Consider the following 12,605-nt stretch of genomic DNA (forward strand, 5'->3'; position numbering starts at 1 on the left):
GAGCAAAAGCCCTGAAAAGACAATACTTTTCAGGGCTTTTTTGATGGAAAGAAGGGATTGCTATAAAAAAGCTGCATAATGAAATAAAAACAGATCAATACAGAGAGCTCACCATTGACTGTGAAAACTGCTGTGGGCTGTGCTGTGTCGCCCTGTATTTTTCAAAGAATGAAGGGTTCCCGGAAAATAAGCGGGCAGGCAAGCCCTGTGTCAATTTACAGAAGAACTTCAGATGCAGGGTACATACTGAGCTTGAAAAAAGGAAACTAAAGGGCTGTATGGCCTATGATTGTTTTGGAGCAGGACAAAAGGTGACGCAGACAGTTTATCATGGGAAAAGCTGGCAGGATAAAGATGTTAAGCCTGATGAAATGTACCGGGTATTTCTTGCGGTATATCAGCTCCACCAGATGCTCTGGTATTTGAACGAAGCGGCGCTGCTGATTCCCGCAGCGGACATCGATGGAGTAATTGAAAGTGCCATTCAGGATTTAAACAGGCTGACCCGGCAGACACCAGAGGCGCTGCTGAAGCTTGATCTGGAAGCATGCCGCGAGAAGACAAACCGGCTTTTGAAAGAGGTCTGGCACAGGGTTCAGAATACGGTAAAATCAACTGTTGAACCCCAAAAATCAGTAGATTTTATCGGTAAAGATTTCAAAAAAGCAGTGCTGGACGGACAGGACTTTAGCATGAGCCTGCTCATTGCGGCCAATTTGGAGGGATGTTCTCTAGGAGGTGCTAATCTTCTGGGGGCAGACCTCAGAGATGCAAATTTAAAGAATGCCGACCTGCGTGAAAGTATTTTCCTGACGCAGGCCCAGGTTAATACCGCAAAAGGAAATGCGTATACTAAGTTGCCTGAATTTATAACATGTCCAAAAACATGGAGAAAATGACAGGCTGCAGAATTTTAGCAGGGACAAAAGACACCCTTTAAATCAGCCAAATTACTTGTGTTTATGCGAATTATCATGTAAAATAAAAACAAGTCTATTTTAGCTTGGTTTCTTATAAATGTGAGTTAAAATAATTTAAGATGATGAAAGGGAAACGGATGATTGATAAAGATAACCAGCACAGCTTTGTAAAAACCTATGTGATTGCGGTCATTATCTGTATTGGATTCCTTGCTTTCAGTCTTTTGTTCATTTTTCACATTATGAGATTGAATCAGCAGGAAAGCGCAAACTACCTTAACGAATCGGCCCAGCAGAGCCAGACCTCTGTGGAGAAGCAGATCAGCGGTGATTTTCAAACGCTGGACGGCATTGCGGAGTGTGTCGGCGATCTGGATGTTTTAAACGCAGACCAGATCGGCCAGCTGCTCAAAAGGATCAATGACAACAATGTCTTTATCCGGATGGGATTTGCGGATAAAAACGGTATTATTGATTTTTATGATATTAATGGGGATACCCATAAAAATGTAGATATTTCAAGGGAATATTTTTTCAACGACGCCCTGACAGGTAAAGATGTGATCTCACGCACGGTAGAAGATCCAATAAATCCAGGGCAGTATATCAATTATTATGCGGTACCTATACGACATAACAACGAGGTCGTCGGGGTGCTCTGTGCGGTCAATGAGGCATCAGTGCTCCGAAAGATAATTGACACGCCGGTCTTTAATGACCGGGGATTTACCAATATTATCGACAGCAGCGGTGATATCATCATGCGTTCAGCGCAGACTGGTGAACGCTATAGCAATGTGACCAAGCTGAATGAGCTCGGAATATTGTCTGTCGGGGAACAGGAAAAACTAAATCAGGCTTTAAAAGAGGGCAAAAGCCTTAGCTTTGTCTATGACAGCGAAGATGGAAAGGAGATGGCTGTGTTAGAGCCTGTTGGTATCAACGGGTGGTTTATTTTAACCGTCGCACCTCAGTCCATCGTTAGAGATTATTATAATAAAACCGCCATTGGCATGATTTTGATTGTGCTGGCTGCCTGTCTGATTTTTCTTTATCTCTTGTACCATCAGAGCAAAATTATGTCTAAAAGCCGGAATGAGCTTTTGAGAGCCGCCTATGTTGATCCCCTGACTGGACAGCGTAACAACACGCGTTTCCGTATTGATGGGGAAGAGGTACTGAAGGAGAACAAGAACGCCCCCTATGGTATCTGGTACTGTGATATAAAGAAATTTAAATTTTTAAATGACTTGTATGGCTATGAAAATGGCGATAAAATACTGAAATGCTTATCGGATATTTTGCTGGATCACAGCAGAAAGGACGATCTTTTCTGTCGGGTTTCGGCGGATAACTTTGCCGGTATCCGTTCTTATCATGAACGTGTTGAGCTTACGGATTGGTTTAACGAGCTGGTCTGGGAAATCTCGGAATCAGTGATGGATAAAACCAGACATCTGCCCATCGAGCTTTGCATGGGTATATACTGTACCGATGACCAGTCTGAACAGCTTACACTCAATGATATGATTGACCGCGCGAATATGGCGCAAAAATCCATCAAGGATCAAGTCGGCAGTCAGATGACCTTTTATACAGAAGAAATTCGAAACCAGACCATCAAGGAAACCGAGATGGAAGCTCTTGGCAAAGAAGCGCTCGAAAAAGAAGAGTTTGTCATCTATATGCAGCCTAAGGTTAACATACAAAAGAATAATATCATTGCCGGAGCCGAAGCTCTGGTCCGCTGGAACAGCCGCCAGAAAGGGATGATCTCCCCAGGCGAGTTTATTCCGTTATTTGAAAAGACCGGTTTGGTCGTTGATCTTGATCGGTATATGTTTGAGAAGGCCTGCCACTGGCTCAGAAATTATCTGGACGCTGGACGGCCAGCTCTTAATGTGGCTGTCAACGTCTCACGGCTTGGCTTATTCCAGGAGGACTTTGTAGAGTATTATTCTGGAATCAAACAGAAATACCGGATTCCAGACTTTCTGCTTGAACTGGAATTTACAGAGAGCGTGATGCTGGATGACTCCAGTACATTTAAAAATGTGGTCGAGATCTTAAAGAAAAATGGTTTCCGTTGTTCTCTGGATGATTTTGGCTCAGGGTATTCCTCGCTGAATGTGCTGAAAAACCTTTCCATTGATATTTTAAAACTTGATATTCTTTTCTTCAAAGAGGGGACAGACCTTCGAAGAGAAAGGGTGGTCATCGCGAATACAGTGGCCATGGCAAAGGAATTAAATATCAAGACCATTGCTGAAGGAGTCGAAGATACGGAACAGGTCGAGTTTTTAAAGAGTATCGGCTGTGATGTGGTACAGGGCTATGTATTTTCCAGACCGATGCCTCTGATGGAATTTGATGAGATGTTAAAAACATTGAGGGGACGGTCGATTGACGTCCTGAAAGACTAATAATGACGGCTTCCCACTTAGGGAGGCCGTTTTTTTACTGTTAAAAAACATTGACGAACGATTGTTTTGGCAATATAATAGATACAAATAAATGTTCTTTAAAAAAGGAGCTGATCGAATGAATGTATATTATGATGTGAAACAGGTTGGTTTTTGCTTTGATCAGAACAGGATTCCGGTCACTCTGCTCACTGACCAGAGGCAATTTCGTATTAACAAGGTCTTTGATACACGGCATGTGCTGCTGACCGGCGGCAGGGCTGTGCGCTATACCTGTCTGATTGAGGGAAAGGTAAGGTATCTGTATTTTTGGAATGGGCGATGGCTTTTGGAAGGGCACGAGCGAACAGAAGAACAGGAAGACGCTGGTGAGATCCTGTATATGTAAGATAAATTATTGTAATTTAAAGGAGAATCATAATATCCTCTGAAATTTGTGTTAAAATGGAACTTAGTGTTTATTATCCGTTGAAAATGGGAATGATAATATACTGGTAAAATTTACAGAAAAGGAGGAAGTTATGGATACGAAGTTGATTCTGGCCATTATTGCCATCACGCTGGCTCTGGTATTTTATACCATTGGGGTATTTGGCGAGCGCAGAGCAAAGACCCTGAAAAAACAGCACGTTATTATTTTTTGGCTGGGGCTGTTGTGCGATACGACAGGTACAACCATCATGAGCCTTATCGCCCGTTCTGGGGTTAAGGCCATCTCACCGGCGGCTCAGATGCTGCACAGTGTCACTGGTGTTGTTGCCATTGCCCTGATGCTGTTTCATGCAGTCTGGGCCACATGGGTCCTGAACAAAGGCGATGCGAAAAAAAAGGAAGCCTTTCATAAGTTCAGCATTGTCGTCTGGGCAATTTGGCTGATCCCCTATATTTTAGGCGCTTTTGTCGGGATGTCCGCGTAAGAGAGGTAATAAAAAAGCACTTTACAGAATAAAATGTAAAGTGCTTTTTTTATAAAGGTTTTGAGGCTGATCTTATTTAACCGGAGACATACCGTTATCCTTGAGCATAACGTCGTGAGCGCCGCCTTCCACAATGCTGGTAGAGGATACCAGGGTCAGCTTGGCTTTTTCCTGGAATTCAGGAATGTTTAGCGCGCCGCAGTTGCACATGGTGGAACGTACTTTGCTTAAGGTCAGACGGACATTATCGCGCAGCGGGCCGGCATAGGGCACGTAGGAGTCAACGCCTTCCTCAAAGGAAAGTTTTTTGTCGCCGCCCATATCATAGCGCTGCCAGTTGCGGGCGCGGCTGGATCCTTCACCCCAGTATTCCTTCATATAGCTGCCGTTAATGTTGACCTTGTTGGTCGGGCTTTCGTCAAAACGGGAGAAGTAACGTCCCAGCATGACAAAGTCAGCGCCCATGGCCAGTGCCAGGGTAATGTGGTGGTCATAGACAATCCCGCCGTCGGAGCAGATGGGAATATACACGCCGGTTTCTTCAAAATATTCATCGCGTGCTCTGGCGACCTCGATAACAGCCGTAGCCTGGCCGCGTCCGATGCCCTTCTGCTCACGGGTGATACAGATGGAGCCGCCGCCGATGCCGATTTTAATAAAGTCAGCGCCTGCTTCAGCCAGGAAACGGAAGCCTTCACGGTCAACCACGTTTCCAGCGCCCACCTTTACAGATTCACCGTAATGCTCACGAATCCATTCAATGGTAAGCTTCTGCCATTCTGAGAACCCCTCAGAGGAGTCAATGCATAAAACATCCGCCCCGGCTTCCACCAGTGCTGGCACACGTTCAGCGTAGTCGCGGGTGTTGATACCAGCGCCGACAATATAGCGTTTCTGAGCGTCCAAAAGCTCCAGCGGGTTTTCCTTGTGTGAGGAGTAATCCTTGCGGAATACGAAATAAAGGAGACGCCCGTCCGCTGCCACGATCGGCAGGGTGTTCAGCTTGTGGTCCCAGATGATGTTATTGGCTTCCTTCAGGCTGGTGCCTTCAGGAGCGTAGATGATTTTTTCGAGCGGAGTCATAAATTCCTTGACCTTGGTAGAAGGGTCCATACGGCTGACACGGTAGTCACGGCTGGTGACAATCCCGACAAATTTGCCGTTTGCGGTACCGTCAGAGGTCACGGCAACGGTAGAATGGCCTGTTTTTTCCTTTAAGTCTAGGATGTCCTGCATGGTGGCGTCAGGAGTCACGTTGGAGTCACTTGGAACAAAACCGGCTTTGTAAGCCTTGACGCGGGCGATCATGGCCGCCTCGTTTTCCACACTCTGTGAGCCGTAGATAAAGGAAATCCCCCCTTCGGTCGCCAGCGCAATGGCCATTTTTTCGCCGGATACGGACTGCATGATGGCAGAAGTCATGGGAATATTCATGTATATTGAAGATTCCTCACCTTTCTTGAATTTTACGACAGGGGTTTTCAGGTTAACATTAGCCGGCATACACTGTGAAGAGGAATAACCTGGTACGAGCAGGTATTCGCTAAAGGTACGGGACGGTTCTTCAAAATAAAAAGCCATAGATTTAGTTTCTCCTTCTTTACTTTAATAAAATAAATCAGCACTTAATTACAAGAAAAGCAATAACCACGGATATTTGAGGCTATTGCTTATTGAATGTAATTCTGGTACGTTTGTCAGTACGATCTGTTGTAAGCTTTAGTATATGGCTTTTCAGCCGAACTGTCAAGGCGAAAGGGCGGCTTTTTAGGCGAAATTAAACTGTTAACCGTTGTCAAATTAAAGGTGAAATGATTGCGAACAGGTGTACGTTGGTGTATAATGTTTTTAACAATAACGAAGGGGATATTTATGGAGACCTTAAAAGGAACAGTAGATCATATTATTTTCCATAATGACAAAAACGGTTATACCGTAGCGGATTTTGATGTGGACGGCCAAATGGTAACGGTCGTTGGCAATTTTGAGGAGCTGAAGGAGGGCGAATTTTTAAAGCTGACCGGCTTCTGGAAGGAGCACCAGAGCTATGGCGAGCAGTTTCAGATCGAGAGCTATGCGCTGGATCTCCCGACCTCTGAGGAAGGCATCATCCGTTATCTGAGTTCAGGACTCCTGCCGGGTATTGGCGAAAAGACCGCTATTGAGATCGTAAACCATTTTGGAGCCGACACGCTGGATATCCTGGACAACCATCCAGACCGGCTGAGCGAGGTTCACGGCATCGGCAAAAAGACACTCGACAAAATAAAAGAGGTTTACAGTGAACAGAAGGAAATCCGGGATGTCATGATCCAGATCCAGGAATATGGCATTTCCTCGACCTATGCCATGAAGCTGTATAAAACCTATCAGAGTGATACGGTGCGTGTTCTTTTGGATAACCCCTACCAAATCATCAAGGATGTGCGCGGCATTGGCTTTAAAATAGCAGACCAGATTTCCGCTCAGCTGGGTTTTGAGTCCCAGAACCCTAAGCGGATTCTCTCGGGCATCAGCTTCTGCCTTCAGGACTGTTACTCAAGGGGCAACACCTACATGACCGAAAAAGACCTTATTGAGCACAGCGCCAGTATCCTCGGGGTTTCAAGGGAGGACATTGAATTTCAGCTTCAGGAGCTGGCCCTGCGGGGAGACGTACGCCTAGAGTTCATCGACGACGAGCCAGCCTACTATCCTTCAGCCCTTTTTGAGGCAGAGGACAATGCCGCCCTGTCCATGGTACGCCTGGCTGGCGCAGTCTTTGAGATGCAGGAAGTTGATATACCAGCCATGATCGCAGCCTATGAGGAGGATATGAGCATTCGTCTGGATAACCGGCAGGCAGAGGCCATTGAGGCGGCCATCGAAAATGGCATCGCCATTATTACAGGGGGACCAGGCACAGGGAAAACAACGATTATCAACGGTATCGTCTACATTTTTAAGCGTCTTGGCATGAAAACTGTTCTGGCTGCCCCCACAGGCCGCGCCGCCAAGCGCATCACAGAAACAACCGGTGAGCAAGCCAAGACCATCCACCGGCTTTTGGAGTATGACTATTCTGGTGACGATGATTTTCCATCCTTTAACAGGGACGAGGAAAACCCGCTTGAGGCTGACGCCATCATTCTGGATGAAGCCTCTATGATTGATATTGTGCTGCTCAACAGCCTGCTGGAGGCCATCAGGCCCGGCACGCGCCTCATTCTGGTAGGCGACGCCGACCAGCTGCCCTCCGTTGGACCGGGAAACGTCTTACAGGACCTGATCGAGAGCAACGTGGTCAAGGTTGTGCGTCTGGACCGTATCTACCGTCAGTCGGAGGAAAGCATGATCTCCATAAACGCTCATGCCATTAATGAGGGTATGATGCCGGAAATCAATAACCAGTCTGACTTTATGTTTATAAGGACAATGGACCCCGATAAGGTGCTGGATACCATTTTGGATCTGGTTGCCTGGCGTATTCCTGAAAAAAAAGGCTTTGACGCCATGAAGGATGTTCAGGTCATCTCACCCATTAAAAAAGGAAAGCTCGGCGTTATTTCGCTGAATAAGGAGCTCCAGGAGGTTCTGAACCCAGCGGCAGACTATAAAAAGGAAAAGACCTTTGGTACAGTGGTGTTCCGCGAGGGGGACAAGGTCATGCAGATTAAAAACAATTATAAGCTCAAGTGGGAGGATATCCACGGCTTTGAAACCGGAGAGGGTGTTTATAACGGCGATATCGGCAACATCATCCGCATTGATGAGTACAATAAAACCTTTGAAATCCTGCTGACAGATGACAAAAAAGTCGTTTATGAGTTTGACCAGCTCGACGAGCTCACCCATGCCTATGCCATGACTGTTCACAAAAGCCAGGGGAGTGAATTTCCAGTTGTTATCATGCCGATGGTAGGCGGACCGCCTATGTTTTTAAACCGGAAGCTGCTGTACACAGCAGTGACCAGAGCCAAAAAGATGCTGATGCTTATCGGGCCTCAGAATTATTTTTACCGGATGGTCAAATCCGGAGATACCAATGAACGGCGGACAGCCCTCAAACAGCGGATCAAAATGTATGGAGAGCTCAATGTCTGAGTCTGGATTTAAGGCAGGGGTGAAGATACTGCTCAGAGAGACACTGTTTCTGCCAAACGGTGTCTGTCCGGTGTGCGGCAAGGTACTTTTCAGAACAGAAAGCTATCTGTGTGAGCGCTGTGCACAGTCGCTGCCGAGAGTAACCATGCCTTCCTGCAAATATTGTGGAAAACCGCTGCCCGAAAAGGGACTGGATTTCTGCGGGGACTGCGGACCGCTGAAAGATCCAGTGCTGGCAGGCGGGGCAGTATGGCTGCATTACAGCGGCTCAGGACAAAGGCTGGTACACAGCCTGAAGTTTGGGCATCTCCCTCAGCTTGGCAGCTGGATCGGCCGGCAGATGGCTGAAGCCGTGAGGGAAAAGGACTGGGCGGGAAAGCTGGAACTGGTGGTGGCGGTTCCCCTGCATGAAAAACGCCTGGAGGAACGCGGCTATAACCAGAGCAGCTACCTGGCAGAGGGGCTGGCAGGCGCCCTGAACCTGCCCTATAAAAGAAAAGTACTGAAGCGTCTTTATGACACACCCCATCAGATCGGTCTGAGCCGTGAGGAGCGCCTGATAAACCTGACCGGCGCTTTCGATGTTCTGGAGAAAAAGGCTGTGTCCGGAAAGACTGTGCTGCTGGTAGATGATGTCAATACGACAGGCTCTACCCTGCGGGAGTGCGCCGAGGTGCTGAAGCGGGCAGGGGCAAGAGCCGTGTATGCAGCCGCCTGTGCCGGAGCCCAATAGGAGCAGGCAGCGGTTTGGCCGCCCAAAGATATTGAAGTTTTCATTGCGAATGTTTTCAACTTCTTATATAATAGAGCTAGTGAAACACAGGGGGATGATAAAATGATTGATATGCATAACCACGTATTATACGGTGTTGACGATGGAGCCCAGAGCATTGAGGACAGTGTCGAGATGCTTTTTAAGGCGAAAGAGATTGGCTTTTCAGGCGTTGTCTTAACGCCGCACTACATGTGCTATCAGAACTTTACCTCACCTGTAGCAGAAAATAAAAAACGATACGAAACCCTGAAAAAAATACTGGCGCGCGCAGGCCTGGAGCTGGATTTATATCTCGGCAGCGAGCTTTTATATGAGTATAAGCTGGTCGATTTAATCGATAAAGAAGAATTTACCACCCTGGCCGGCACCCCGTGGTTTCTTGTGGAGACAATCCGGCACGGTGGTACAGCCACCGGCGTTCAGAACTTTATGCACAAACTTAAGGAAAAAGGTTATAAGGCTATTTTAGCCCACCCCGAACGCTATGATTTTGTACAGGAGGACCCCAACGTGCTTCTGGATTTTATGAAAAGCGGCGTCCTGATCCAGTGCAATTATCTGAGTCTTGTCGGGTATTACGGCGAGCCTTCCAGACACACCCTTGAGATTTTACTCAAGCACCATATGGTGCAGCTCATGGGGAGCGACGCGCATCAGGTGGAGGGCTATGAGCGTTATCCCGAGGCCAGAGCGGCAGGCGTTTCCCTTGTCGGGGAGGAAGAATGGAACCGGATTATGTGCCGTAATCCAGAGCTCTTGATCAAGAATGAAGGCGGCATCGCCGTCAATCCAATCCCCTGCACAGAAGAAGTGAAGAGCAGCGTCATTGGGAGAACCTTTTTTTAATCCATACAATAAAAGCCAATCCTGTTAAAAGGAATGGCTTTTTTTAATGTTATCGTCAGCTTTAGTATGGTATAATAATACGGATACCCTTTGGAAGGAACGAGTAAAAGAATGAATAAAGAAATGATCAAGAATAAATTAATGGATGTCATTGCAGCAGAAAGGATTTTATGCGATGAACCCATGAAAAACCATATTTCCTTTAAGGTAGGAGGACCGGCGGATTTTTTGGTGGTGCCCGAGAGCTGTGAGGAATTTATAAACGTATTGGCTTGCTGCCGTAAAAACAATCTCCCTTTTTATGTAATGGGCAACGGGACCAATCTTTTAGTCAGGGATAACGGCTATCGCGGTGTCATGATAAAAACCCGTCAGCTTTGCAGGATCACTGTAGGGGATACCGGTATCAGCGCTGAGCCTGGCTCACTGCTCAAAGATGTTGCCCAAGCGGCTCTTGAAGGATGTCTGACAGGCATGGAGTTTGCCTCTGGAATCCCAGGCTCACTGGGAGGGGCTGTTGTTATGAATGCAGGCGCCTACGACGGCGAAATGAAGGATATTATCCGTTCTATCGAGGTTGTGACAGAGAGCGGCGAAATCCTTGAGCTTCCCATCGATGAGTGCCGAATGGGCTATCGAAAAAGCATTGTTCAGGAAAATCCCTGGTTTGTCACAGGTGTAAATCTGTTGTTAAGAAAAGGGGACTACAATACCATTAAGGCAAAGATGGATGACCTGAACGAGCGCAGAAGGAGCAAGCAGCCTCTGGAATACCCCAGCGCAGGCAGCACCTTCAGACGCCCAGAGGGATATTTTGCCGGAAAACTGGTTCAGGACTGCGGATTTAAAGGTTACTGTGTCGGCGGCGCCCAGGTATCCGAAAAGCACAGCGGCTTTGTCATCAACAAGGATAACGCCACAGCCGACGATATCATCACCCTGATTCAGACCATTCAAAAGAAAGTAAAACAGGACTACGGTGTGGATATGCGCACCGAAGTAATTATGATAGGAGAATAATGAAGCTACTCTGCGATATGCACACCCACACTACCTACAGCCATGGCAAAAATACCATTGAGGAAATGGTAGAGCAGGCACGTGCACTCGGCCTCAGGGCAATCGTAATTTCAGACCACGGCAGAAGCCACCCCATGTTTGGAGTGCGCAGAAAAAATTTCGAGAAAATGCGCCGGGAAATTGACGCGCTCAATGAAAAATACAATGATATTGAGATTTACCTTTCAGTGGAGTCCAATATCACCGGAGCGGACGGCAGCATTGATATCGGAAAAGAGGAGCGTCAGTACTGCGACTGGATCTATGCCGGATACCATTACGGCTACATACCAGCCAGCGTAAAGGACGTTTTTCGCTTTGCCATCCGAAATTATCTGACCGTGGTTTTCCCGTTTATGAAGGAAAAAACACGGAAGGTCAATACCAGAACCTATCTGGAAATGATGGACCGCTACGAGCTTAAGATGATTACCCATCCTGGAGATAAGCTGCCAGTGGACATTGAGCCTATTGCCAAAAAGGCGGCTGAGAAGGGCGTTATCCTGGAGATTAACCCAAGGCACAGTCATCTCAACAGCGAGGAACTCAAGATCGCTTTGAAGTACAATGTACGGTTTGCTGTCAACAGCGATGCTCACAGTGTCCAGGCTCTCGGACAGGTACAGGGGGCAGCGGCCATCATAAAAAAAGCCGGCGTTCCCTATGAACGCATTGTCAATATTGAAGAATAATACCTAAGGGAGAAATTATGAAAACTATTATCGTCACAGGTTTATCAGGAGCAGGAAAATCACAGGCCATACAGATTTTAGAAGATCTGGGCTATTTTTGTGTCGATAATCTTCCGCCAAAACTGATTAAAACCTTTATCGAGCTGTGTGAGAATACCGGCGCTGAAATTGAGAAGCTGGCGCTGGTAACCGATATCCGCGGGGATATTTTCTCAGAAGCCTTTCAAAACTCCCTTATCAATTTTAAGGGCGGCAGCAGAGACATCGAAATGCTGTTTTTGGAGGCTGATGATGAAACGCTGATTACCCGCTATCAGGAATCAAGGAGAAAGCACCCCCTGACAGGCATTGCCGGAAGTCTTTCCGAATCCATTAAGCTGGAAAGAGAAAAGATGAGTACCTTCAGGCAGGAAGCGGACTATGTGATCAATACGACCGATATGAGCAACAAGGAGCTGAAGGCAACACTTGAAAAAATACTGCAATCGGAGACAAGTGAAGCCTTTACACAGATCAACGTCGCGTCCTTTGGCTTTAAATACGGGCTGCCAATGAGTGCAGATTTCGTTTTTGATGTCCGTTTTCTCCCAAACCCATTTTACAAAAAAGAACTCCGCAGCAAAACCGGTGAAGACCAGGAAGTACGCGATTATGTTATGTCCTTCGAGGAAGCGCGCGAATTCTATGAAAAGGTCGAGGACCTGATCGAATTCGTCATTCCCCAGTACAGAAAGGTCGGGAAGGAGCATCTGGAGGTTGCCTTTGGCTGCACTGGCGGCCAGCACCGCTCCGTCACCTTTGCTTACCTTATCGAAGAGGCTTTCCGGAAAAAAGGCTATCTGACCAAGATTAGCCACCGTGACATCACAAAGGACCGGGAGGCCAATTAA

11 protein-coding genes are annotated in these 12,605 nt (G+C 47.0%); 10 read left to right on the top strand and 1 reads right to left on the bottom strand.

Annotated elements, in window-relative coordinates:
- Nucleotides 1-278: 278 nt before the first annotated feature.
- From BUC22_RS06230 to BUC22_RS06245, 4 genes are all read left to right on the top strand, one after another.
- Entirely contained in the window at nt 279-899 is a 621-nt protein-coding gene (locus BUC22_RS06230; RefSeq protein WP_013379463.1) for a pentapeptide repeat-containing protein, read from the top strand.
- A 158-nt stretch (nt 900-1,057) separates the two neighbouring features.
- A complete protein-coding gene (locus BUC22_RS06235; RefSeq protein WP_041689830.1) occupies nt 1,058-3,343 on the top strand; it encodes a bifunctional diguanylate cyclase/phosphodiesterase in 2,286 nt (761 codons plus the stop codon).
- Nucleotides 3,344-3,461: 118 nt separating this feature from the next.
- Nucleotides 3,462-3,731 (top strand): hypothetical protein, encoded by a 270-nt coding sequence (locus BUC22_RS06240; RefSeq protein WP_013379465.1) that lies wholly within the window; start codon nt 3,462-3,464, stop codon nt 3,729-3,731.
- A 133-nt stretch (nt 3,732-3,864) separates the two neighbouring features.
- A complete protein-coding gene (locus BUC22_RS06245; protein WP_013379466.1) occupies nt 3,865-4,260 on the top strand; it encodes an HsmA family protein in 396 nt (131 codons plus the stop codon).
- Between the two features lie 72 nt (nt 4,261-4,332).
- Here the strand turns inward: BUC22_RS06245 and BUC22_RS06250 are convergent, their stop codons facing one another.
- The gene (locus BUC22_RS06250; RefSeq protein WP_013379467.1) at nt 4,333-5,841 is read right to left on the bottom strand and encodes an IMP dehydrogenase; all 1,509 of its coding nucleotides are present in this window, start codon (nt 5,839-5,841) and stop codon (nt 4,333-4,335) included.
- A gap of 291 nt (nt 5,842-6,132) precedes the next feature.
- Here BUC22_RS06250 and recD2 point away from each other — a divergent pair, with 291 nt between their 5' ends.
- The 6 genes from recD2 to rapZ all read left to right on the top strand — a co-directional run bounded on the left by recD2 (nt 6,133) and on the right by rapZ (nt 12,605).
- A complete protein-coding gene (recD2, locus tag BUC22_RS06255) occupies nt 6,133-8,343 on the top strand; it encodes an SF1B family DNA helicase RecD2 (RefSeq protein ID WP_013379468.1) in 2,211 nt (736 codons plus the stop codon).
- Nucleotides 8,336-9,076: a ComF family protein gene (locus BUC22_RS06260; RefSeq protein ID WP_073382609.1), complete on the top strand. Its 741-nt coding sequence runs from the start codon at nt 8,336-8,338 to the stop codon at nt 9,074-9,076. Before recD2 ends, BUC22_RS06260 begins: the two co-directional genes overlap by 8 nt.
- A 102-nt stretch (nt 9,077-9,178) precedes the next feature.
- Nucleotides 9,179-9,964 carry a tyrosine-protein phosphatase gene (locus BUC22_RS06265; protein ID WP_013379470.1) on the top strand — a complete coding sequence of 262 codons (786 nt, stop codon included), beginning with the start codon at nt 9,179-9,181 and terminating at the stop codon, nt 9,962-9,964.
- Between the two features lie 111 nt (nt 9,965-10,075).
- The gene (gene murB / locus BUC22_RS06270; protein ID WP_013379471.1) at nt 10,076-10,984 is read left to right on the top strand and encodes a UDP-N-acetylmuramate dehydrogenase; all 909 of its coding nucleotides are present in this window, start codon (nt 10,076-10,078) and stop codon (nt 10,982-10,984) included.
- Nucleotides 10,984-11,715 carry a PHP domain-containing protein gene (locus tag BUC22_RS06275; protein ID WP_013379472.1) on the top strand — a complete coding sequence of 244 codons (732 nt, stop codon included), beginning with the start codon at nt 10,984-10,986 and terminating at the stop codon, nt 11,713-11,715. The genes murB and BUC22_RS06275 overlap by 1 nt, the downstream gene beginning before the upstream one ends.
- A gap of 17 nt (nt 11,716-11,732) precedes the next feature.
- Nucleotides 11,733-12,605: an RNase adapter RapZ gene (rapZ, locus tag BUC22_RS06280; RefSeq protein WP_013379473.1), complete on the top strand. Its 873-nt coding sequence runs from the start codon at nt 11,733-11,735 to the stop codon at nt 12,603-12,605.

It is taken from the genome of Eubacterium callanderi (genome assembly GCF_900142645.1).
Lineage (GTDB): Bacteria > Bacillota > Clostridia > Eubacteriales > Eubacteriaceae > Eubacterium > Eubacterium callanderi.

Bases quoted from the DNA above. Each gene is read 5' to 3' on its own strand.
- BUC22_RS06230 (WP_013379463.1), top strand. From the start codon at position 279: ATGGCCTATGATTGTTTTGGAGCAGGACAAAAGGTGACGCAGACAGTT.
- BUC22_RS06235 (WP_041689830.1), top strand. From the start codon at position 1,058: ATGATTGATAAAGATAACCAGCACAGCTTTGTAAAAACCTATGTGATT.
- BUC22_RS06240 (WP_013379465.1), top strand. From the start codon at position 3,462: ATGAATGTATATTATGATGTGAAACAGGTTGGTTTTTGCTTTGATCAG.
- BUC22_RS06245 (WP_013379466.1), top strand. From the start codon at position 3,865: ATGGATACGAAGTTGATTCTGGCCATTATTGCCATCACGCTGGCTCTG.
- BUC22_RS06250 (WP_013379467.1), bottom strand. From the start codon at position 5,841: ATGGCTTTTTATTTTGAAGAACCGTCCCGTACCTTTAGCGAATACCTG.
- recD2 (WP_013379468.1), top strand. From the start codon at position 6,133: ATGGAGACCTTAAAAGGAACAGTAGATCATATTATTTTCCATAATGAC.
- BUC22_RS06260 (WP_073382609.1), top strand. From the start codon at position 8,336: ATGTCTGAGTCTGGATTTAAGGCAGGGGTGAAGATACTGCTCAGAGAG.
- BUC22_RS06265 (WP_013379470.1), top strand. From the start codon at position 9,179: ATGATTGATATGCATAACCACGTATTATACGGTGTTGACGATGGAGCC.
- murB (WP_013379471.1), top strand. From the start codon at position 10,076: ATGAATAAAGAAATGATCAAGAATAAATTAATGGATGTCATTGCAGCA.
- BUC22_RS06275 (WP_013379472.1), top strand. From the start codon at position 10,984: ATGAAGCTACTCTGCGATATGCACACCCACACTACCTACAGCCATGGC.
- rapZ (WP_013379473.1), top strand. From the start codon at position 11,733: ATGAAAACTATTATCGTCACAGGTTTATCAGGAGCAGGAAAATCACAG.